The organism is Paenibacillus sp. 37 (genome assembly GCF_008386395.1).
GTDB classification, from domain to species: domain Bacteria; phylum Bacillota; class Bacilli; order Paenibacillales; family Paenibacillaceae; genus Paenibacillus; species Paenibacillus amylolyticus_B.
Map to the genome: position 1 here is coordinate 161,510 of NZ_CP043761.1, position 21,917 is coordinate 183,426.

At 44.9% G+C, this 21,917-nt stretch carries 17 protein-coding genes; 16 read left to right on the forward strand and 1 reads right to left on the reverse strand.

All coding sequences use genetic code 11. The features are described 5' to 3' along the window. Positions 1–222 precede the first annotated feature (222 nt). The 6 genes from F0220_RS00800 (at position 223) to F0220_RS00825 (ending at position 9,457) form a co-directional block, all read left to right on the forward strand. Entirely contained in the window at positions 223–2,481 is a 2,259-nt protein-coding gene (locus tag F0220_RS00800; protein WP_105602307.1) for a helix-turn-helix domain-containing protein, read from the forward strand. Between the two features lie 427 nt (positions 2,482–2,908). After that, a complete protein-coding gene (locus tag F0220_RS00805) occupies positions 2,909–4,495 on the forward strand; it encodes an extracellular solute-binding protein (protein WP_374954438.1) in 1,587 nt (528 codons plus the stop codon). A gap of 102 nt (positions 4,496–4,597) precedes the next feature. Continuing rightward, complete coding sequence (locus F0220_RS00810; RefSeq protein WP_074092961.1) at positions 4,598–5,494, forward strand: ABC transporter permease; 897 nt, start codon at positions 4,598–4,600, stop codon at positions 5,492–5,494. Between the two features lie 75 nt (positions 5,495–5,569). Next, entirely contained in the window at positions 5,570–6,442 is an 873-nt protein-coding gene (locus F0220_RS00815) for a carbohydrate ABC transporter permease (RefSeq protein WP_091012017.1), read from the forward strand. A 56-nt stretch (positions 6,443–6,498) separates the two neighbouring features. Continuing rightward, positions 6,499–7,449, forward strand: coding sequence for a sugar phosphate isomerase/epimerase family protein (locus F0220_RS00820; protein WP_105602304.1), 951 nt, complete (start codon positions 6,499–6,501; stop codon positions 7,447–7,449). 256 nt (positions 7,450–7,705) lie between these two features. Continuing rightward, positions 7,706–9,457 (forward strand): hypothetical protein, encoded by a 1,752-nt coding sequence (locus F0220_RS00825; RefSeq protein ID WP_105602303.1) that lies wholly within the window; start codon positions 7,706–7,708, stop codon positions 9,455–9,457. A 140-nt stretch (positions 9,458–9,597) separates the two neighbouring features. Here the strand turns inward: F0220_RS00825 and F0220_RS00830 are convergent, their stop codons facing one another. After that, complete coding sequence (locus tag F0220_RS00830) at positions 9,598–10,005, reverse strand: hypothetical protein (RefSeq protein WP_149846236.1); 408 nt, start codon at positions 10,003–10,005, stop codon at positions 9,598–9,600. A gap of 491 nt (positions 10,006–10,496) precedes the next feature. Between F0220_RS00830 and F0220_RS00835 the strand changes: the two genes are divergently transcribed. The 10 genes from F0220_RS00835 to F0220_RS00880 all read left to right on the forward strand — a co-directional run bounded on the left by F0220_RS00835 (position 10,497) and on the right by F0220_RS00880 (position 21,765). Then, the gene (locus F0220_RS00835; RefSeq protein ID WP_105602299.1) at positions 10,497–12,230 is read left to right on the forward strand and encodes a tetratricopeptide repeat protein; all 1,734 of its coding nucleotides are present in this window, start codon (positions 10,497–10,499) and stop codon (positions 12,228–12,230) included. Between the two features lie 170 nt (positions 12,231–12,400). Further along, positions 12,401–13,360 carry a thioredoxin-disulfide reductase gene (gene trxB / locus F0220_RS00840; RefSeq protein ID WP_105602298.1) on the forward strand — a complete coding sequence of 320 codons (960 nt, stop codon included), beginning with the start codon at positions 12,401–12,403 and terminating at the stop codon, positions 13,358–13,360. Positions 13,361–13,522: 162 nt separating this feature from the next. Beyond that, complete coding sequence (locus tag F0220_RS00845; protein WP_036616412.1) at positions 13,523–14,554, forward strand: AI-2E family transporter; 1,032 nt, start codon at positions 13,523–13,525, stop codon at positions 14,552–14,554. Between the two features lie 446 nt (positions 14,555–15,000). Beyond that, on the forward strand, positions 15,001–15,951 hold the full coding sequence (locus F0220_RS00850; protein WP_105602296.1) for an ROK family glucokinase: 951 nt from the start codon (positions 15,001–15,003) through the stop codon (positions 15,949–15,951). Positions 15,952–16,002: 51 nt separating this feature from the next. Next, positions 16,003–16,902, forward strand: a complete 900-nt coding sequence (gene rapZ / locus F0220_RS00855; RefSeq protein ID WP_017691251.1) for an RNase adapter RapZ — start codon at positions 16,003–16,005, stop codon at positions 16,900–16,902. 13 nt (positions 16,903–16,915) lie between these two features. After that, positions 16,916–17,902: a gluconeogenesis factor YvcK family protein gene (locus F0220_RS00860; RefSeq protein WP_017691250.1), complete on the forward strand. Its 987-nt coding sequence runs from the start codon at positions 16,916–16,918 to the stop codon at positions 17,900–17,902. Positions 17,903–17,908: 6 nt separating this feature from the next. Then, the gene (whiA, locus tag F0220_RS00865) at positions 17,909–18,847 is read left to right on the forward strand and encodes a DNA-binding protein WhiA (RefSeq protein ID WP_036616210.1); all 939 of its coding nucleotides are present in this window, start codon (positions 17,909–17,911) and stop codon (positions 18,845–18,847) included. Positions 18,848–19,102: 255 nt separating this feature from the next. After that, complete coding sequence (locus F0220_RS00870; RefSeq protein WP_017691248.1) at positions 19,103–19,372, forward strand: HPr family phosphocarrier protein; 270 nt, start codon at positions 19,103–19,105, stop codon at positions 19,370–19,372. Between the two features lie 156 nt (positions 19,373–19,528). Then, the gene (locus F0220_RS00875) at positions 19,529–20,281 is read left to right on the forward strand and encodes an SIMPL domain-containing protein (RefSeq protein WP_047841458.1); all 753 of its coding nucleotides are present in this window, start codon (positions 19,529–19,531) and stop codon (positions 20,279–20,281) included. Between the two features lie 386 nt (positions 20,282–20,667). Beyond that, a complete protein-coding gene (locus tag F0220_RS00880; RefSeq protein ID WP_105602295.1) occupies positions 20,668–21,765 on the forward strand; it encodes a stalk domain-containing protein in 1,098 nt (365 codons plus the stop codon). Positions 21,766–21,917 lie beyond the last annotated feature (152 nt).

Genomic DNA, 21,917 nt, shown 5'->3' on the forward strand with positions numbered 1-21,917 from the left:
CGGTGTGCTGCCAGATGAACTGTTCCGTGTCTGAGTTGTTTTCTGCTCAGCACGGTTTTTTTGTTTTGGCTCTTTGAATTTAATTCTTGCTTTGCTGCTCAGAGGCTTGTGCTATAATAACATAAAATCAGTTATGATAGCGTTATCATAAGGTGAGTTGGATGCTGAACAGTAGAACCACGGCTGAGAACATTGGCATCGTGGAGTGAGGAGTGGGGTCTATTGTCTCGTAATTGGTACTACCGGTTATTGTTCTCGTATTTCCCTATTTTCTTTTTTACCATGACAATACTTATTTTTATCGCATTTGTTTTTATAAATGACGTCTCTAGGGAAGAGACCAGAAAGGCAGATCGAATCTCCTCCAGTTACTTGGAGTCTACACTGGATCGTACGATCCGGGATATTGAGCTATCTGTGACCGAAACAGTACAGAACACACAAGCTTACAAGCTTTATTTTAATAACACCGTCCAGACCAGCTCGGACACGGTCTATTCAATTGCACAGAATTTGCGCGAACTGTCCAGTTCTTCTTCATGGATTCAATCCATCTATATCTACGACAAGAGAAATGACAGAGTTTTGACGGTAAGTGGCTCCAGAGAATCGGACAGCTTCTCGGATAAGGTGTGGATTGATCGGATTGTTAACGGGCCAATCGGGTCGGGCTGGCAACCAGTCCGGGAAATCGAGGTGGACTTTCAGCAACCTGTCCGGGTACTGACAGTGAATAAGGGCATGCCTTTACCTTTTGGCTCCGAGGGTACTCTAGTCATTAATATCAAGATGAGCAGTATTGAGCAAAGTGTGGATAGTATGGTTAATGGGCAACTTTCCTTTCTGACGATTACGGATCGTGAGGGCAAGATTGTGTATAATGCCCATTCCGATTATGAAGGGGCAGTGAATGGAAAGGAGCTAAACCATTTACCGCTAGACAGATTGGGCTGGACCCTGTCCAGTGGAATTAAGGCGGGCAACTTGTTTGGCTGGGTTTCGGTTGTTTCCTACGTGTGGATTATAATTGGAATTCTGACTGTTCTCTGTGCCGTCATTTATATTGTCTATATAACTCGTCGTAACTATAAGCCTATTCAGATTATCATGAACCGGATTGAAGCTCATCAAATCCGTGTGTTGGAAAACTCAGGAACTCGGACCGATGAGATGAAGATGATTGATGGTGTTCTTGAGAATCTGATCAATCATATGATGGACTATGATAAGAAGAGCAGAGAGAACGCACTTTTACAACGTAGCAGGCTGTTTAATGCTTTGCTGCTTGGGGAACATATGGATCAAGTTTCAGAGCAATTAAAGGAGTTTTCTCCTTTTGATGAAGTGCATGACTCTTCGCGTTTTGCCGTTGTTGTTGGAGAAATCAACAAGTATGAAAAAGGGTTTCAGGAACGGTACACGAGAGGTGAACAAAATACGCTGAAGTTTGCTTTGATGAACGTTTTGCAGGAACTATCACGTAATACGGGAGTACAGTGCTGGGCGGAATGGATCAGCGCGGATCGAATAGCGATACTTTTTTTGTCCAAAGAAAATCGTGACAGTAACAGCTCAGATATGTCAGGGCAGATTCGCATTGTGGTAGAGGAATGTCAATCTTGGGTGGAACAGAATCTGCGTATTTCCCTTAGCTTTGGCATTGGGCCTATTGCTGAGGGGATAGAATCGATTCGGGATTCCTATGCAGCAGCCGAGACGGTAATGCAACGCAAGCTCTTGATGAATGGTGATGTGGGGCAAGCCGAGTGCGGAGAGCATCAGCATCCTTTACTGGATACCTACACTTACCTGCAGATGATCGCCGACTTTGTTAAACGTTTCCGCATGTCGAGTGTTCAGTGGCGTGATCAACTGGAAGAGATTTTCACAGCATTTGAGCGAAATAAGCTGCCAGATGACGAGATTCGCTCTCTCATCCAAGCGATGTTACAGATGCTCAGTAGAGAAGTCGCAATGATGTCAGAGAAGCTGCAAGAAGAGCTGTCAGAAGAGAATATTAACAAGTGGCTCAAGTTGATGGAAGAGGCAGAGACACTTGAGGATATCAAAGGCCTTCTGTTTGATAATCTGACGGATCTGTTCAGAACCTATGTGGCGGTCACTGAAACCAAGAGTTACAAAGCAATGGTTAACGAAATGAAAGCCTATATTGAAGAACAGTTTGCTAATCCAGATCTTTCATTGAAACATCTGAGTGATCGATTTCAGATTACGGGCAAACATGCGAGTTATTTGTTTAAGACCGAATTCAACATGAAGTTTGTTGATTTTGTTACAGAGCTTCGCATGAAGGAGGCCGAACAGCTTCTGTTAAAAACGGATCATTCCTTGCAGGACATTGCTTTGAAAGTAGGATACGCGAACGGGATTACTTTAGGCCGTGTGTTTAAGCGAGTGATGGGTATTACACCAGGGGATTATCGTCGTTTGAAACGTGACCACCTTGATCTCGAAGAATGACAAAAATATAGATGTGCATGGCTTAAGGAAATACAGGGTGAGTTTTAGGCAGTGGCTCTTCACTGAGAGAGCGGACAGTCTTGAATTCACCCTGTTTTGTATTATTCAGTTATAAACTGAAAGGGAAGTAACTGCTTGTGTGCGAGGATACAAGGATATTCCCACTCTTTTCTATTTACGAATATAAGCAGTATGTGAAAATGGTTTATCCGAATATGAGCAGAGTGTTCTGGTGTCAGAGGGGGCAAACTAGCACTAAAGCCTTTAGCAGCAAGGGTTTAGAAAATAGTCAGTCTGCGAAAATAATCATGATGTATAAACCATAATCCGTATGTAAACGCTTACGAAACTAGTTTGTTGTAAGAAAGACGAGAGATGTGGAATACTCAGAGCAAGCTTCAAAAACATTCACGCAAAGCCAAAGGGGATGAACGGAATGACAAGAAAAGGGAGTCTAAAGAAGTTGATGGGTTTGGCGCTTACAGCAGTAATGGGCGTCTCACTACTTGCGGGGTGCTCATCTGCAGATAACAAATCAGCAGAAGGCGGAGCATCCGGTGATGGAAAACGCGTCACATTAAAGGTGGAGCTTTTCGACCGTGGTAAAACACCTTCTCAGTACACGATCTCAAATAACTTTATCTCTCAAATGATTCAAAAGAACTTTGGTGATCCGAACAACATTGACGTACAGTTCGTACCTGTTCAACGTTCTGAGGAAGTAACCAAGCTGAATGTCCTGATGGCTAGTGCTTCGGACGTTCCGGATATTGTCTTCGTTTATGACTCCAGCGTGTTTTACCGCTATGCACAACAAGGCGGGTTGACAGATGTAGGTGATCTGGTTAATCAGTATGGACCGAATCTGAAAAAGTTTTTGGGTGAAGATACATTAAAGTTTGGTCAAGTGGAGGGACAGCAGTTTGCTATACCGGGTAAACGTGCGATTACAGCGCGGTACAGCTCCTTCATTCGTCAAGATTGGTTAGATAAGCTGGGAATGCCAGCACCTCAAACAACAGATGAGTTGTATAACACATTGAAAGCTTTTAAAGAAAAAGATCCTGGCAATGTGGGAAGTCAAAACATTCCTATGGGTTTTGCGCTTGCACCAGCTTCCTATGAACCACTCATCTATTCTTTCATTAAGCCGATCGCTGGTGATAAGACTTATGCTCAACGCTATGAACTGCCTTTGCATGAAGGATTCAAAGAATCTATGCAGTTCTTGAACAAGCTATACAACGAAGGATTGATCAGTAAGGATTTCAGCTTGGATAAGGATAAAACCCAGTTAAACAAAGACGTTGCAAATGGAAATACTGGTTTCTTCTCTGAAGATGTGGACTCTATTTTCTGGCCAGATGGATCTTATGATCTGTTGAAAACAAACAAACCAGACAGCAACTTGGCTCCGCTCGATGCATACACCAATGCGAATGCTGATGGAAAACATATCAAGTCCCGTTATGGTTCGAATGGTATGTACATCATGATTCCGAAGAGCAGCGAACGTGCCGCAGAAGCAATTAAATATCTGGATTGGATGGCTTCCGATAAAAACCTCACTGCCATTTATGATGGCGTGGAAGGCGAGAACTATGATCTGGTAGACGGCATTCCGGTTGCTAAAGCAGACGCTACTCAAGAAGCAAAAGATCGTCTGTTCAATGCAGGAGATACCGCGATTATTTCGAACGGTAAAAACCTTGGTGATCAAGCACAAAATGAAAAAGCTTGGATCATGGGATTCCCTCCAGCGAATCAGGAAATTTTGAAAAAAGCACTTGAAGTTGCAAACACAGATACGGTTGGGCCAATTGTTTTCAGCAAGCCAATTCAGACAGAGATGAAGTATAGCACAGCACTGACAGACAAATTGGACGTTATTATCGTAAAAACAGCGATGGCAAAACCTGAAGAATTCGATGCTGTATTTGAAAAAGAAATGGCTGACTACATGTCCTTGGGTGGAACAGAGCTGAAAAAAGAATTGGAAGCTGCTGAACAATAAGTTTGAACAAAATGTGTGTAAATTGAAGTGTTTCGATGAAGCCTGTGCCGCCTCTCGGGCGGCGGCATAGCGTTTCTTCGTTTGTGAGGAGGAGAGAGAGACATGACCACATACTTGAAGAGATACTGGCAACTGTATGCGTTAATTTCACTGCCCCTTATTTATTTTATCATTTTCCGATACGGACCAATGTACGGTGTGCAGATCGCTTTTAAAGATTTTAACCTGTTTCAAGGTATTAACGGTAGTGAATGGATCGGCTTCGATGCTTTTCGTGAGGTATTTGCAATGCCGGACTTCTACACTACGCTACGTAACACATTTATGCTGAATTTTCTTGATCTGATCGTTTCATTCCCTGCTCCAATCATTCTGGCCATTATGCTCTATGAGGTAAGGTTTAAATGGTTTAAGAAAATTTCACAGACCATTTTGTACATTCCTCACTTTATCTCCTGGGTTATCATCGGGGGAATTGTATACCAATTGTTTGGTAATCAATCCGGTATGGTTAACGGTATTCTGGAAAGTATGGGCCTAAATTCAATTCCGTTTTTGACAGAGAAAAACCCTTGGCTTGTTACTTACCTGTTCACAGGTGTGTGGCAAAGTGCTGGGTGGGGAACCATTCTATATCTGGCTGCATTAACCGGCGTTAACAAGGAATTGTTCGAGGCAGCTGAAATTGATGGTGCAACGCGGCTGAAGAGAATCTGGCATATTACACTGCCAAGTATTAAACCAACCATTGTAACCTTGCTTATCCTTAATCTCGGAAATATGGTCAGCATCGGTTTTGACCGGCCTTATGTTATTGGTAATACGGCTGTTCGTGAATATTCCGATGTACTCAGTACCTTTGTATACAGAATGGGTATACAGTCTGGACAGTATACACTTGCAACGGTTGTCGGCTTATTCCAGGCTGTTGTCGGATTGATCTTTGTACTCGGCTCAAACTATATCTCGAAGAAAACAACTGGTGAAGGAATATTATAATTTTAGGAAAATAATAAAATTTGTTACATTTGGTTTGTTGAACGTATAGACCATCAGTAAAGGAGTTGTGCGCAGATGAGTGACCGCACCTCGAACCGGATTTTTGATATTGTCAATGTCTCCTTTATCACCTTGTTTGTTATATTCTGTCTTGCTCCGTTTCTGCACACGATTGCGATATCGTTAAGTTCAAACCGGGCCATTACATCAGGTGAAGTAACCATCTTCCCCAAGGAATTTAACTGGGATGCATATGGGCAAGTATTTTCGGATCATTCCATGATCTATTCACTAGGCTTCACCACGGTTCTTACGATAGCTACGACAGCGCTGTGCATGTTGTTTACCATTGCTGCAGCGTACCCGCTCACGAAGAAAAAATTAAAAGGTCGTAAAATGTTTATGTACGTCATCATCATCACCATGTTCTTCAGCGGAGGGATTATTCCCGAATATTTGCTGATTCGTGACCTACATTTGCTGAATTCCGTTTGGGCTTTGATTCTACCAGGATTAGTGAGTCCGTTTAACTTGATTATCCTGATCTCCTTTTTCCGTGGCATTCCAGAAAGTCTGGAAGAATCCGCTGAGATTGATGGAAGTTCGCATGTGCATACGCTCTTTAAAATCATTTTGCCGCTATCTATGCCAGTAATTGCTACACTCTCTCTGTTCTATGCGGTTGGACGCTGGAATGGCTTCCAGGATTCCCTGATGTACATCACTGATCCGAAGTTATATCCATTGCAACTGAAGCTCTATCAAATGGTACAGAACAACATGATAAGTGAGCTTACATTGCTTGAAGGTGCAAGCCGAACAAGATTAACTCCAGAGAGTCTTAAGGCTGCAACGGTCGTGTTCGCAACGGTACCTATCCTACTAGTATATCCATGGTTGCAAAAGTACTTCGTCAGCGGTGCGATGCTGGGAGCGGTTAAAGGGTAATTTCGTAGTCCCTATACACGCTAAACATCACAATTGGGGAGGAGAAGGAGCGTAATATGCAGGGAAGAGATAAGGGAGAATACTCATTCTCCACATGCTGGAATATCCGAAAACATGATGTCGGGGAAGCTATGATTCGGGAGATTGCGGATCTAGACTTTCGTCGGGTGGAGCTAAATTACAATGTAACGAAAGAAATGCTCAAAACGATTGAGCCGATGATCGAGCGCGGGGAGATCGGGGTGTCCAGTGTGCACAATACATTCCCTCATGACCCTGATCCCGATTATGGAACGGATTCCATCCTGCTCGGCTTCGAAGATGAAGTGAAACGCAAACGGGCGATCGAATTATTGGTAGAGTCGGCTGAATATGCCCAGCGTTATGGGGGAGAAGCTGTTGTTGTGCACCCCGGAGAGGTGCCTTTTCCTCAAGATATCAGCAAAGACCTTGGAAAGATCTATAACGAGGAAGGTCCGGACTCACCGAAGTATCGCAGCAAATGGGCTGAATTGATGGAGCGGCGGGAAGCCCTCAGTTCAGGGTATGTGGAGAAAATTATCGCCAGTCTGGATGAGGTATGCAATCGGGCGGCAGCTAAAGGTCTGGATGTTCGTTTTGGCATCGAGACAAGATCGAGACCACAACAGATTCCTACCCTTGCCGAAGCCAAGACTATCATCGCAGCTCTCAAAGGAGCTCCGGTTGGTATCTGGTACGATACAGGTCATGCCATCATGATGGACCGAATGGGCCTTTATGACAGTGTGGGAGAAATGCAAGGCCTGATGGATGATATCGTAGGGGTCCATATCCATGAGACACTTGGTCTCTCTGACCACTGGTGCCCGTATGTACACAGTAAGGATATGAACTTCTATGATGCCTATCTGCCGATGATTCGCCGCGCACAGGTGAAGGTATATGAGTTGAAGTCTGCATGTAAGGCAGAAGAGATCCATGAGAGTCATGACTTGCTTATGAAGAAGCTTGGAGTGACAGAGTAGGCGCGGTGATGTGGGAAACAGTTTGCATGTTCACAGCATGTGTTTAACGACTGTTTTCTCAGTGACAGTGACCCATAAATAATGTAGTAAAACAAGCGCAGATTTTCTAGCGACTTATGTAGAAATATGATATATACTGACGAGAAAAATGAACTCACCTACGGGCGGTATGAGTAGGCTTCCGGTCTGAATTGAAGGCACTGAAGCAACATACTCTGCACATCGGGAGAATGCATTGGTATGGAGGGGACTGCACATGTACAAACAACTGGTGGACAGTAATGATAGAGCGGTAGAAAGAGGCATATCCCGGCAGATGCTTGACCCGGAAAGCCGTTACTATGGAGGGACAATTGATCCCTTCACAGGTGTTGCCTGGGTCAACCATACGACTGGAACGCCCACGGATATGTGTTACTGGGGAGCTGCAATCTCCAATCCGGACTCTATCTATTACCGGGATGAATCGTTGTTAAATCGACTACTGTTAGCTACGGAATTTGTACTCCGCTTCCAGCATGAAGACGGTTCAATATCGCCTGGCTGGACCAATTACCATTCCCCTCCGGATACTGCATTTGTCGTTGTAGGGTATTCACAGTTGTATCAGCTTCTTCAGCAGCAAGAATGGGAGCCGCTTCAACCCGTATTGAACAATATGAGGCTATTCTTGGAACGTACAATCCCAACCATGCTAACAGGAGGTTGTCATACGCCTAATCATCGCTGGGTGTTATGCGCGGCGCTTGGTTTCTTGCATGAAATTTTTGGTGTGGAGGAAGCTGTGCAGCGCGCAGAGCAGTGGCTGGCAGAAGGCATGGATATTACACCCGATGGGGAGTGGACCGAACGAAGCAACGGAATCTATAATGCGGTAAGCGACATTATGCTCATTCATGCGGCACGTCTGCTCAAGCGTCCAGAGTTGCTAGAGCCGGTCCGTCTAAATCTTCGTATGATGGTGTATCTGGTCCATCCAACGGGTGAAATCGTTACGGATTATTCAGGGCGACAGGATCTGGGCAGTGTTCATGATCTGTCACCTTACTATCTGCCTTATGCCATTTTGGCTCGGCTGGACGGTGACCCACTCTTTGCCGGTATGGCAGCCTGGGCTGGAGATACATTGACCGATCCGGGAGTATGTTCGGTGAATACACTCATTCGATTAATGCTTGAGCCGGGGCTTCAGCAGACGAATAATACACGTGATGCATTACCGGAACAGTATGAGGTCATGCTGAATGAACATTTTGTACGGGGCGAATATTTGAAAAAGATGGACTCAGTAGGGCATCACGGACGTATCTCGCACAGTCGGATGCATACGGATTTTGGTGCTCCGGTAGCCCGAATTCGGGATGGCGCCACTAGTGTGACTGTGATGACAGAAGTTCCTTCTTTCTTCGCTCTTCGTCATGGCAAGGTGCGCCTGCTGGCTGTGCAACTGGCATCTTACTTTAATCCAGGGTATGTACCTATGCAGCAAATGACGAGGCTGTCCGAAGGGTATCGATTAACTGGTAAGCAGAAAAAAGGTTACTACGGCCCAATCCCTGCAAACATGCTGCCAGAATCGGCTGCAACAGCCATCAGTCCATGGTACTTGTTACCTCATCAGAGTCGTCAGCTTACTCATGAGCAGACATTCCGTGTAGGAGCAGAATTACAGCCAACGGAAAACGGATGGAGCATGCATCTATCTGGACAGGAACCGGAGGACATTATGATGCAGTTATCCTTTGTATTCGGAAGCGAAGGTGAGCTGACCTGTGAGGACGCGATTGAAACGAGTGAGGGTCACTATTTGTGGAAAGGCGGCTCGTTACGCTATACCTGCGGAGAAGACTGGTTGGAGATCACCGGGGGAGAGATGGGACATCTGGCGGCAACGGTACGTGAGGCAAAACTGCCGGACAAGTGTAAGGTTGTGCTGGTCAATTTCATGACGCCGTTTGATAAAACCATTCAAATTTCACTTTCTCCTTCGATGGGGTTAAAGCTTTAAATCTGTTGGATCTTTAAAGCCGTAACAGTTAGAAGACCGAGCCTATGGAATCGGTCTTCTTTTTTTACGAATGACTGCAATTAACGTTCTAAAATGATATTCCCACTGTCCAGATCAGTCCAATAATATATGAACTATTATCATTCCAGTTGCTCTAACGCAGTTTCGATTCGTTTAGTGAACAGAGGATCATCTTTGGTTTTGCTCCAGTAAACGACAAGAACATTTCCTTTCTCATATAGAAAAGGGAATGTTGTGAATTGGGCGCTTTCCATATGTCTATTGAATTCTTTTGTCTCGTTGATGCGATCCTTTTCAGAATTGAAAATATAAAAATGTATAAACTCAGGGCTATAGGGTTCATCTTCCACGGGTACTTCAACGGAGTACACCTCAGGTACAACATCATTTAATTTCAAAGGATACCCGGTTATACCAAAGGACACTAAATCCAGTTCTTGAGACTCGAGCGCTCTCAGCACATCCTCTAATGTGAACTTATTTTCTATGTTTTCTATATCTTTTGAACATCCATTCAAAGCAAACAAGCAGATTAAGATGAATACAATTGGTTTTATCTTCGAGATCGTCAATATAACATCTCCTTAAAATAATAATGATGTGTCTTTATTTTTAATTACATACGCGAAAAAGAGGCTGACGGTCAGAGCTAATATACGTTGTTTGATTTTTAATGGAGATAAACCACTAAAAAGGACGATAAGGATAATAATACCATGTACTACACTCGTATTATTATAACCGGACCGAATCCAGTTAGACGTCCCGTAAGTGATAAGAAGGGACTAATGTAATACTGCAAATAGATCCTTGGCAAGCGAGTGCAGGAGTCTCTAGGAAAAGATGGGTTTCCTTTGAATAAACAACGCTCCAAGGTGATAGGTTTCCGCAAAATGGAATATCATCTTCCTTTGCATTTTTTTCATAAACGACATGAAACTACATATTGAGAAGTGGGCCTTAAGATGTGGTATACTGAAGAGTATGAATGAAATGCAAAGAGGAGGTGCCTTGGAAGATGAAGGGCAAGCTAGTGCGGGCTGAGGGACACCTTGCCAATATTATACCGATTCACTTGGATGCTTCTTTCTTCTTTGAAAGAGCTGTCCGCTCGCTGGACCGAAATCATGTCGACAAGGCATTAAAATATTTTCGCAAAGCTGTTGAATACGAACCGGAAAATCCGGTAAATCATTGTAATATGGCGGGTATATTATCGGAGAAGGGGGATTACGAAGCCTCCAATGCCATTCTGGCTAACGTGCTGGAAGTGGTAGATCCGTCGATGACGGAATGTTATTTCTATATGGCGAACAATTATGCAAATATGGATCGGTTTGAGGAAGCCGAGCAAGCACTTGTTACCTATCTGGAGGAGGACACCCAAGGTCAGTTCATGACGGAAGCCGAAGAGATGATGGAGCTTCTGTACTATGAGCTGGATCGTCCGACCAAACTGAATCGAATCAAATCACGCAAAGGTGTAGTGGAGCACGATCAGGCACGGGAACTGCTGGAAGAAGGAAAATTTGCACAGGCTGCTGAATTGCTCGAAGGCATGTCTTCTGATTATCCTGATTACTTGGCTGCCCGTAACAATCTGGCACTCGCCTATTATTATATGGGGCTGTTTCCCAAAGCAAAAGAGACCATTGCTGAAGTGCTTGAACAGGAACCAGGTAATCTGCATGCACTCTGTAATTTGGCCATTTTCCATCAAAATGAGAACCGGGCTGATCAAGTTCTGCTTTTGATCAAAAAATTGCGTGTCATCGTGCCATTCCAGCACGAACAAGTCTACAAACTGGCTACAACGATGGGAATTCTGGGTCAGCACGATACGGCCTATGTTCATTTCCGGCGTTTGCTCAAGGATGAAGAGACGGCTGGTGATCCGGCACTTGCTCACTATGCAGCAGTAGCAGCTTATAATACAGAGCGTTATGACGCCGCTGAGCGTTTATGGCATCATGTGTCCAAGCTTGATCCGGGTTCGGAAGTATCTCGATACTATCTGTCAGGTCTTGAGGCTGTACGGCAAGGCGAGCAAGAGCCTGAGAAGCTGAGTTATCACTATCATCTGCCATTTGATGAGCAGTTCAGACAGTGGGAGAACTATGGTAGCGGCATACCTGAAGAAATGAAGAATGATCCACTGATTCGTTCATCGTTCTTCTGGGCTTTGCGTCATGGTGATCGGGCAACGAAGCTGCAGGTTATTCATGCGCTTGGAATGATCGGCGATTATGAGGTACAGCAGGCACTTCAATCTTTCATTGAAGAGCCACGAGAAGAACCAGATTTGCTTGAGGCAGCACAAGGTGTGCTGAACGGATTGAAATCGGCTGAACATGAGGATCGGAATTCTCAGGTCGTTCGTCCTTTTTCTCCTGTAGCCTTGAAGTCTATTGGGAAGGTTCCATCCACTTCGGAGCAATCGGACACTGGTTCAACCTCCCATTGGCAGGCTGTTGTTGATCGTGCGTTACAGATGTCTGAAGCAAAGGCTGAGTTGCAGCAAGAGATGGAACGGCTCTGGACGGATTATGTATCCCGGGTACATCCGGAGGTTCCAGGTACGAAGCAGATTGAGGGTTGGGCTGCAGGACTTGAATATTTGGCAGCGAAGAATCACAGTCGGCCCGTTACCTATCAAAGCATTGCTGAGCGGTATGGGATATCGGCATCAACGGTTAGCAAGTATGCTAAACAGATTCATTCGGTTTGTAACAGCAAGCCACCACTTGTATAGAAAGTTCGCTTCAACTCGTTTTCAGAAAGACATCATCAGGTGAAGGATACAACAACCGGGAAAACGGGTAAACTTAACGAATGGGCCTCGTAACGCCTGTAGGATATCATCTTGGCAAGTTCATCGCTAGTACAACACATTCTCACCTTAATTAAGGAGGCTGTATCTATATGTCTAAATACAGAACGATTGTGATCGGAACGGGACCTGCGGGTCTGACAGCAGCGATATATCTGGCTCGTGCTAATCTGAAACCACTGGTTATCGAAGGTCTTCAGCCGGGTGGTCAATTGACGACGACAACGGAAGTTGAGAATTTCCCCGGTTTCCCGCAAGGTATCATGGGGCCGGAACTGATGGACAACATGCGTAAGCAAGCTGAACGTTTTGGAGCAGAATTCAAAAACGGTTGGGTAGAAGAGGTTGATTTCAGCAAACCGCCCTTCAAGGTCAAAGTTGGAGGAATTGGTGAACTGGAAGCTGAATCGATCATTATCTCCACAGGTGCTTCCGCTCGTTATCTCGGTATTCCGGGTGAGCAGGAAAATGTGGGACGTGGTGTAAGTACATGCGCGACATGTGACGGCTTCTTCTTCCGAGGCAAAAAAATTGTGGTCGTGGGCGGCGGAGACTCCGCGATGGAGGAAGCGAGTTTCCTGACTCGTTTTGCAACAGACGTGACATTGGTTCACCGCCGGGATGAATTGCGTGCATCCAAAATTATGCAGGATCGGGCTCGCAGCAATGAAAAGGTGAAGTGGGCACTGAACCGTACTCCTCTTGAAGTCGTACCTGAAGCGTTGGGTGTCAAAGGGCTGAAGGTGCGCAACAACGAGACAGGGCAGGAAGAGCTGCTTGAAGCAGATGGCGTATTCGTTGCCATTGGTCACACACCGAATACCGGATTCCTTGGGAATGCGATCACAATGGACGAACATGGCTATGTTGTCGTTAAACCGGGAACAACGGAGACCAATATTCCGGGTGTATTCGCCTGTGGTGATGTTCAGGATACGAAGTATCGTCAAGCTATTACGGCTGCAGGATCAGGATGTATGGCTGCGATGGATTGTGAGAAGTTCCTTGAAGGAAGCATTGTTCATGATTGGAGCGAAACGTTGGATAAATAAGCATTACATGCTTGAGGTTAGGCATATGTTAGGAAAAAGAGACAACGGGAAGTCTCATGAAATGAGAGAAGCCGGAAGGCTTCTCTTTTTTTGAAACTACAGTGGGCATGAGTTCGTATACATATAGGGCATATTAGCTGTGAGGTGAAGATTTTGGGGGAAATGATAAAAGATTGGTTACAGAATGCGACAGTGAGACGGTTTTTGATCTTGCTCTTGTTCTGTTTAATTTTGTTCAGTATGGGGAGTATGCTGCACATGATTCTGCTGTTGTTCCTGGTGACATATGTCATGAACAGGTTACAGCATTTCATTACAGGTGGTCTGAATCGATTGTTTCCGATCAATTATAAAGTTGTGGTCATCCTGCTCTATATGATTGTGATCGCAGTCATTGTGCTTGGCATTTCCAGATATTCACCACGGATCGTGGATCAGGTCGTTCAGTTGACGAACGAGATTATGAAATTTCTGGATAGTGCAGACGGTGATAATTTTGCATCCAAAATTGCGGGTTATCTTCAATCCTTCGATATCAAAAATTACACCAATGATGCATTGAAATATATTTTCGCTTTGAGCAAATGGCTGGAGTTTATTCTGCTCGTTATCATTCTGAGTCTGTTCTTCTTGTTGCAGAAGCAGGAGATATCCAAGTTCACGTCCAAGTTCAAAACAAGTAAAATTGGATGGTTCTACAATGAAGTAGCTTATCTGGGAGACAAGTTCGTGTCTTCTTTTGGTAAAGTTATTGAGGCTCAGCTTCTTATTGCGGTGTTTAATACAGTGCTGACGATACTGGGCTTATGGATTCTGGGTTTCCCGTATTTGTTCGCTCTGACCATTCTGGTGTTCATGCTCAGTCTGGTTCCCGTTGCGGGAGTTATCATCTCACTTGTACCGCTCTGTCTGATCGGGTATCAGATGGGTGGACTGAAATTAAGCATAATTGTAATCATCATGATTATTGTTATTCATGCTTTGGAGACGTACTTCCTGAATCCAAAACTGATGGCACACAAGACCAAATTGCCAATGTTCTACACCTTTATCGTACTAATTCTGTCGCAACACTTCCTGGGGATCTGGGGACTGATCATTGGTATTCCGATCTTTGTCTTCCTGCTCGATATTCTGGATGTGAACAAGATGGAGAAGACAGAAGAGCCGGTACGTGTGGAAACGAAGTTATAACGCAGAAAAATCAACTGAGTTTAACCCCAATTCTACAACTTCAGAATTTTCATAAAAGTAAAAGTGCCTTCTATATGTAGAAGGCACTTTTCTGTTGGCAATACCGTCATTCGATAACTTTCTGCATGAGAATGACAGGTGGCAGGGTGCATAAGACGAGTCACCCTATATGAGGGGGCGAAGTCCATCTTTTATGAATGGAACGAGTGAAGATGTAATATCATGAGTTGAGGCTTCCTCTGTTATGGAGGAAGGAATAAAGCGTGCGTTTATTAATGAAGGTAATAAGATTGTATACGTATTCAAAAATGCTATGTGATGTGGTTCAAAACCCTGGCAAAGCATGATGTATCCGAGGTCTTATCGTCTTGACCCAGGCGTATCCTTCAATTATAGTTGGTACGTAGGACTTAAACTATTTTAGATAGATAAAGGTGGCTTGCAGCATGTCTGAGAAAATCTACGTTGGGGTCGATCTCGGCGGAACAGCAATTAAGGTCGGTATATGCGATGAACAAGGTCAGCTAATGCATACGTATGAAGGACCGACTGAAGTGGATAAGGGCGTAGACACGGTCATCGCCAACATCGAGAAGTATGTCCGACATATCGTAGCCGAATCACCTTACAATTGGGAACAGCTTGAGGGTGTAGGCGCTGGAGTGGCCGGTTTCACGAATGTACGCGAGGGAATTATCGTTCATGCCCCTAACATCGGATTTCGGAATGTAGCCATTCGTTCGATTCTGGAAGAACGTCTGGGCAAGCCAATAAAAATAGATAACGATGCAAACGTGGCTGCACTGGGTGAAGTATGGGCAGGAGCCGGCAAAGGCGTAGACAACTGCGTATGTTATACACTCGGTACGGGTGTTGGTGGTGGCTTGATCTTGAATGGTAACATTTATCAGGGTTTCTCCGGTATGGCGGGAGAGCTGGGTCATATCAGTGTTGTACCTGATCTGGAAGCCATAAAGTGCGGTTGTGGTAAAATGGGATGTGTAGAAACAGTATCTTCTGCAACAGGAATTATACGTATGGCGAAGGATGCAGTAGAACGTGGTGATCATACGTCACTGGCACTCGTCGACAAGATTGCAGCCAAAGAAGTATTTGATGCTGCGAAGGCAGGCGATGAAGTGGCACAGCGCATTGTGAATCGTGCGGCCTTTTACCTGGGCAAGTCCATGGCTACTGTAGCAGCCGTCATTAACCCGGAGATGTTCATCATCGGTGGCGGCGTATCCAAAGCGGGCAATTTCTTGTTTGATGAAATCCGTACTGTGTTTGCTAAGCTGACGCCAGAACCGTTGCAAGATGGGGTTCAGATTCTGGAAGCTACACTTGGTAATAATGCAGGTATTGTGGGTGCAGCAGGTCTTCTCTTGCGTTCCTAGTACCCTCGTAACAATATATGAAGACAGCAATATGATAAGGAGGGGACATTTATGCTTGAAGGTGAAGGATCACCAGGCACAGGCGCCACGCTCATTATCATTACGGGCATGTCGGGGGCAGGTAAAACCATTGCAGTACAAAGCCTGGAGGATCTGGGTTTCTTCTGTGTGGATAATCTGCCGCCGGTATTGATTCCAAAATTTGCGGAACTAATTGAACAGTCAAACGGCAAGATTGGTAAGGTTGCATTGGTTATCGATCTGCGCGGGCGTGAATTCTTTACGGCTCTGTCCGAGTCTTTGAACTATATTAAAGATCATTTTACCATTCATTGCGAGATTTTATTCCTGGATGCTACAGATTCTGTACTTGTTCAGCGTTACAAAGAAAGCAGGCGCAGACATCCACTGGCTCCTGAGGGCATGCCGCTGGACGGCATCCGACTGGAACGCAAGATGTTGGAGGAACTCAAAAACTCTGCGACTCAGGTACTGAATACAAGTACGATGAAGCCTGCTCAACTGAAAGAACGCATCATATCCCGCTTTTCTCATCTGGAAAGCCAAATGCTGTCGGTGAATATTACGTCGTTTGGATTCAAGTATGGCATTCCGATTGATGCTGATCTGGTGTTTGATGTACGTTTTTTACCGAATCCGCATTATATTGATCATTTACGACCGAATACGGGACAGAATAGTGATGTGTACGAATATGTTATGAAGTGGCCAGAGACACAGGCGTTTCTGACCAAGCTGCTGGATATGCTGCATTTCCTGATTCCGCAATACCGGAAGGAAGGCAAAAGCCAGGTTATTATTGGAATCGGCTGTACCGGAGGCAAGCATCGTTCGGTAGCAATATCGGAATATTTGGGCAAGATGTTGGGAAGCAGCGAGACAGAAGCTGTCACCGTGAGCCATCGCGACGCTGACCGGGACCGTCATTGAAGAGGGTGAAGGGATGAAAGAGGCCGGACCACGAAGAGAACGTCCGAGAATAGTTGTAATGGGCGGCGGAACCGGATTATCCGTGATGCTGCGCGGTTTGAAAGAGAAGCCGCTGGATATCACGGCCATCGTCACAGTTGCAGATGACGGTGGAAGTTCAGGCATCCTGCGCAATGAGCTACAGATGCCGCCTCCAGGCGACATTCGCAACGTGCTTACGGCACTGGCTGATGTAGAACCATTGCTTTCAGATATGTTGAAGTACCGTTTCAATACAGGCGCGGGGCTTGCAGGCCACAGCTTGGGAAATTTGATTTTGGCTGCAATGACGGATATTTCGGGCGACTTTGTGACCGCAGTGCGGGAGCTTAGCCGCGTGTTTGCCGTTCGAGGTGAGGTATTGCCAGCAGCCGGGCAGGCCGTTGTGTTGCATGCGGAGATGGAAGATGGGACAATTATTACAGGTGAGTCCAAAATCCCTGAGGCGGGTGGACGCATCAAACGTGTTTTCCTTGAACCGGATCACGTGGAGCCGTTGCCAGAGGCAGTAGAGGCCATTCGTCAAGCTGACGCTATTCTGATCGGGCCAGGCAGCCTCTATACAAGCATCCTTCCCAATCTACTCGTACCTAAGCTTGCAGAAGCTGTGGTAGAGGCTGATGCGGTGAAGATGTTTATCTGTAATGTTATGACACAGCCGGGAGAAACAGATAACTATACGGTAAGTGACCACCTTAAGGCGGTACACGAGCATATAGGTCATCAGCTCTTCGACTATGTTATCGTGAATAATGGTGATATTCCGCTGCAAGTGCAAAATAAGTATGCGGAAAAAGGAGCAAAACCGGTTGTACTGGATATGAATGTACTCGAAAGTGCCGGCTATCAGGTGGTTGCAGATACCCTTGTTCTGTTCAAAACCTATCTGCGTCATGATGCCGACAAGTTAAGTCATCACATCTACCAACTGGTACAAAATTGGATGTTACGGAAGAGGTGAAGTCCCATGTCGTTTGCAGCACAGACCAAAAAAGAGTTAACTATGATCGAGAGCGAACCGTGCTGCGAAAAGGCGGAACTTTCAGCCCTCATCCGTATGCTTGGTGCAGTGCAGTTATCGAATAAAAAAGTGATCTTGGATATTTCGACGGAGAATGCCGCGATTGCAAGACGGGCATACTCTCTGCTTAAAAAGCATTTTCAAGTGCATACGGAATTACTGGTCCGCAAAAAAATGCGGCTGAAAAAGAACAATGTATATATTGTTCGTATTCCAACCATGGTACAGGAGATTCTCAATAGTCTTCATATTGTATCTGAGGGCTTTCTCTTTACCCCAGGGATCAGTACGGAATTGTTTCAGCAAAACTGTTGTAAACGGGCCTATCTTCGCGGTGCATTTCTGGCCGGTGGATCGGTTAATAATCCGGAAGGTTCCTCGTACCATCTGGAGATTGCGTCTATGTATGAAGAGCACTGTCAGGCACTGGTTGACCTGGCCAATGAATTTCATCTGAATGCCCGGTGTATAGAACGGAAAAAAGGATTCATCCTATACATTAAGGAAGGCGAGAAAATCATTGAGCTGCTCAGCATCATTGGTGCTCATCAGGCCTTGTTCAAGTTTGAAGATGTACGAATTATGCGAGACATGCGTAACTCCGTTAACCGGATTGTCAATTGTGAGACCGCCAACCTGAACAAAACGATTGGAGCGGCCGTAAGACAAATCGATAATATCCGGTTGTTACAAAAGGAAGTTGGTCTGGAATCTTTGCCTGAGAAACTTCGCGAAGTGGCGGAGGTTCGACTCGCTCATCCGGATATCAACTTGAAGGAAGTTGGCGAGCTCCTTAAAGGTACAGTCAGCAAGTCGGGAGTGAACCATCGGCTTCGTAAAATTGATGAACTGGCTGAGAAAGTACGCACAGAACGTTATGGTTAAGACGGAGTAGGGTAAAGTAACAAGGTCGGCTGTTTCTGCTGAACAGAAAGGTCGGGAAAGTCAGCCGTTAAGGATCTGTGAGACTCACTTAGGTCATTGGATGCGCTGTGCAAAAGATGAAATTAGGGCAAGATAATGTCCTCCAAAGCACCCTGAGTTTTTTCTTCTAGTGTCCTGCACGGGTTAATGGTATAATGTTGTTTAAATATAATTGTGTATTTAATGTCCAGATTTCATAATAGGGGGTAAGTTTCCATGACAAAGCACCCGGTAGTTGTCCGTTTGAAAACGGGTCTCCATGCCAGACCTGCGGCACTGTTCGTTCAAGAAGCGAATAAGTACTCGTCTGAAGTGTTCGTCGAGAAGGACGACAAAAAAGTTAATGCAAAAAGTATCATGGGGATCATGAGCCTTGCAATTAGCACAGGTACGGAAATCCAGATTAGTGCAGAAGGCGCGGATGCCGAACAGGCTGTAAACGCTTTAGTTAGTCTGGTAAGCAAGGAAGAGCTCGAAAACCAATAAGATATGATCAATCCAATGAAGAAGTCCCGAAAGGGGCTTTTTTGCGTTTTTCACGTTTATGCTATCGTCAAGTGCAACATTATGGAATTTGTCCCGTCTGTTAAGGTATCAAATCGATTAAAGTTTGAGATGTTAACACATAAGGAGGCTATCGTGATGGGTAAACAATGGATGAAACCGTTTGGTGCAGTGCTGGTAGCAAGTACGTTGCTTGTAGGAGGAACCGCATGGGTTGCGCCAGGGAACTATGCTTATGCTGCAGAGGTTCAAGGGGTACAACAGAATGTGATTAACGTCGTGGGTAAAGGTGAGATTCAGGTGAAGCCTGATATTGCTTATCTGTCCATTGGTGTGAACAGTACTGCAGAGACAGCTGCATCTGCTCAAAAAGCGAATGCTGCCAAAGTTCAAAAGGTATCCAACTTGCTGAAGAATACGTGGAAGATCAGTGCAGACGACATTCAAACCAGTCAGTTCTCTGTACAACCCAATTATACGTATAGCGAAAAAGACGGACAACAAATCAAAGGATACACAGCGCATCATACACTGACAGTCACGTATCGTCAGATGGACAAGATCGGCGAGCTGCTCGATGCTGCTTCAGGGGCGGGTGCCAACAATATTGAGAACGTACGCTTTACTGTAGAAAATCCGGAAAGTTATGAATCACAAGTGATTGAGAAAGCTGTTGCCAATGCAGATGTGAAAGCTGGCGCCATTGCAAAAGCAGTTAAACGTCAACTTGGTGCTGTTCTTTCCGTGAGCCAAGGTGATGCTAATGTGCCTGTATTCTATGCAAGCGAGGCGTTGATGTCCAAAGCACAAGATACAGCAGGTGGTACGGAGATTGAAACAGGCCAGGTTAAAGTAAGTACAATCCTGAATATCACGTATGAAATGAAATAAAAGATCGAATTAAGGACTGTAAGCTCAAGTAACCTTCTCAAGTGTCATTTGAAGAGTACAACGAAATAATGACAAAGACTTTGTCCTGTGGACAGAGTCTTTTTTTGTTGGAAAAGCAAACTTTGATGAAGTTAGATAGGAGGATACCTTTTTGAAGCAACATGAAATGCTGTATATTGGTATCTTTTTTGTATAGTTGTTCGTGACAAAAAGGTCATAACCCATTATATTTTCCGCCTGATATTCATCAACATTGTAACTCGAGCTGTAAACCTTTCCGAAATTGGGTTAATTATAATAGAGAGGTGAGCGTATGAGATATGCGATCAGGTCAGGATTACATACGCAATGATCCCTAATTGTGAATTCAGAGAGGAGTTTTATATATGACATCATGGAAAAAATGGACAAGTGCGTTGCTTGCAGCAGGAATTATTGTAGGTAGTGGTTCGGTATGGCAGGACAGTTCGGTTCAGGCAGCATCGGTATCCTCTAAAGTGACAACCCCGGCTGAGGTAACTCTGAAATCGGGTGGAAAAACACTGACTCAAAAAGGGCTTCTTCAAGGTGGATCGACATGGGTCTCTCTTACGGCAGTAAAAGATGTAGCGGGTGGAACGCTGAAATATGATGCGAAAACCAAGTCATATACGGTAACAGCAGCCAACAATGCGATGACCGTTAGCCTGATTGATGGACAACCAAACGTGTACATTAACGGTTATTACCCTCAGGTGGAAGCAAAATTGATTCAGGGTCGATTATATATTCCATTCTCAGCAATGAGAGATTATCTGGGTGTACAGGGGAATTGGGATGGCAAAACCAAAACGTTGACACTCAGCAAGGTGAAACAAAATAACGTTAAAATTAAAGCGGCAACAGTTAATGTCACTGTAAAAAATGCTGAAGTCGATGTTCAATATCCGCAAGTGAGTGGACTTGCCAGCAAAGAAGCTGAAGCGGCAATCAACAAAGTGCTGAAAGACGAAGTGGATGCTTATGTAGCTGACTTCAAGAAACAGACATCTGAATTCGGCGGTGCAACAGCCAACCGTCCATATGCATTTGAGAGCTCTTATGTAGTGACGTACAACGAAAAAGGCGTGCTGGGACTCATTACACAACGATACGAAGATTATGCTGGCGCTCATGGTATGACAACCCGTACGGGCCACACCTTTGCACTGGACACAGGCAAGGAGCTTACGTTAGATGATGTGCTGCAAAACAACAAAACTATGCGTGAGACGTTGGGTAAAAAAGTCGGCGAACAGCTGAAAGCTCGCGGTGGATACCTGGAAGGTTATAAAGGGTTGAATAAAGATCAGGATTTCTATGTGACACCAACGGGTGTGGTCGTGTTCTTCCAGTTGTATGAGTATACGGCGTACGCAGAGGGATTCCCTGAAATGCCATTTACGTATAAAGAACTTCTCCCTAAAGGAACTGAACCTTTCAGTAATGTATCTGGAACCAAATAAAGAAATCATTATTATGCACTCTTAAGTTATCTTTCTTATAAAATGAAAAAATAAGCCCTCATCATAATCATGATGAGGGCTTATTCCCGTATAGACAACACAATGGGGTGTTGCTGACGTTAGGTGTTGATATGTTAACTCGTAGACCGGGG

What these genes read in the sequence shown, in the direction of transcription:
- F0220_RS00820 (WP_105602304.1), top strand. Translation starts at nt 6,499, where the DNA reads ATGCAGGGAAGAGATAAGGGAGAATACTCATTCTCCACATGCTGGAAT.
- F0220_RS00805 (WP_374954438.1), top strand. Translation starts at nt 2,909, where the DNA reads ATGAACGGAATGACAAGAAAAGGGAGTCTAAAGAAGTTGATGGGTTTG.
- F0220_RS00860 (WP_017691250.1), top strand. Translation starts at nt 16,916, where the DNA reads ATGAAAGAGGCCGGACCACGAAGAGAACGTCCGAGAATAGTTGTAATG.
- F0220_RS00880 (WP_105602295.1), top strand. Translation starts at nt 20,668, where the DNA reads ATGACATCATGGAAAAAATGGACAAGTGCGTTGCTTGCAGCAGGAATT.
- F0220_RS00825 (WP_105602303.1), top strand. Translation starts at nt 7,706, where the DNA reads ATGTACAAACAACTGGTGGACAGTAATGATAGAGCGGTAGAAAGAGGC.
- F0220_RS00810 (WP_074092961.1), top strand. Translation starts at nt 4,598, where the DNA reads ATGACCACATACTTGAAGAGATACTGGCAACTGTATGCGTTAATTTCA.
- F0220_RS00815 (WP_091012017.1), top strand. Translation starts at nt 5,570, where the DNA reads ATGAGTGACCGCACCTCGAACCGGATTTTTGATATTGTCAATGTCTCC.
- whiA (WP_036616210.1), top strand. Translation starts at nt 17,909, where the DNA reads ATGTCGTTTGCAGCACAGACCAAAAAAGAGTTAACTATGATCGAGAGC.
- rapZ (WP_017691251.1), top strand. Translation starts at nt 16,003, where the DNA reads ATGCTTGAAGGTGAAGGATCACCAGGCACAGGCGCCACGCTCATTATC.
- F0220_RS00835 (WP_105602299.1), top strand. Translation starts at nt 10,497, where the DNA reads ATGAAGGGCAAGCTAGTGCGGGCTGAGGGACACCTTGCCAATATTATA.
- F0220_RS00850 (WP_105602296.1), top strand. Translation starts at nt 15,001, where the DNA reads ATGTCTGAGAAAATCTACGTTGGGGTCGATCTCGGCGGAACAGCAATT.
- F0220_RS00845 (WP_036616412.1), top strand. Translation starts at nt 13,523, where the DNA reads ATGATAAAAGATTGGTTACAGAATGCGACAGTGAGACGGTTTTTGATC.
- F0220_RS00875 (WP_047841458.1), top strand. Translation starts at nt 19,529, where the DNA reads ATGGGTAAACAATGGATGAAACCGTTTGGTGCAGTGCTGGTAGCAAGT.
- trxB (WP_105602298.1), top strand. Translation starts at nt 12,401, where the DNA reads ATGTCTAAATACAGAACGATTGTGATCGGAACGGGACCTGCGGGTCTG.
- F0220_RS00870 (WP_017691248.1), top strand. Translation starts at nt 19,103, where the DNA reads ATGACAAAGCACCCGGTAGTTGTCCGTTTGAAAACGGGTCTCCATGCC.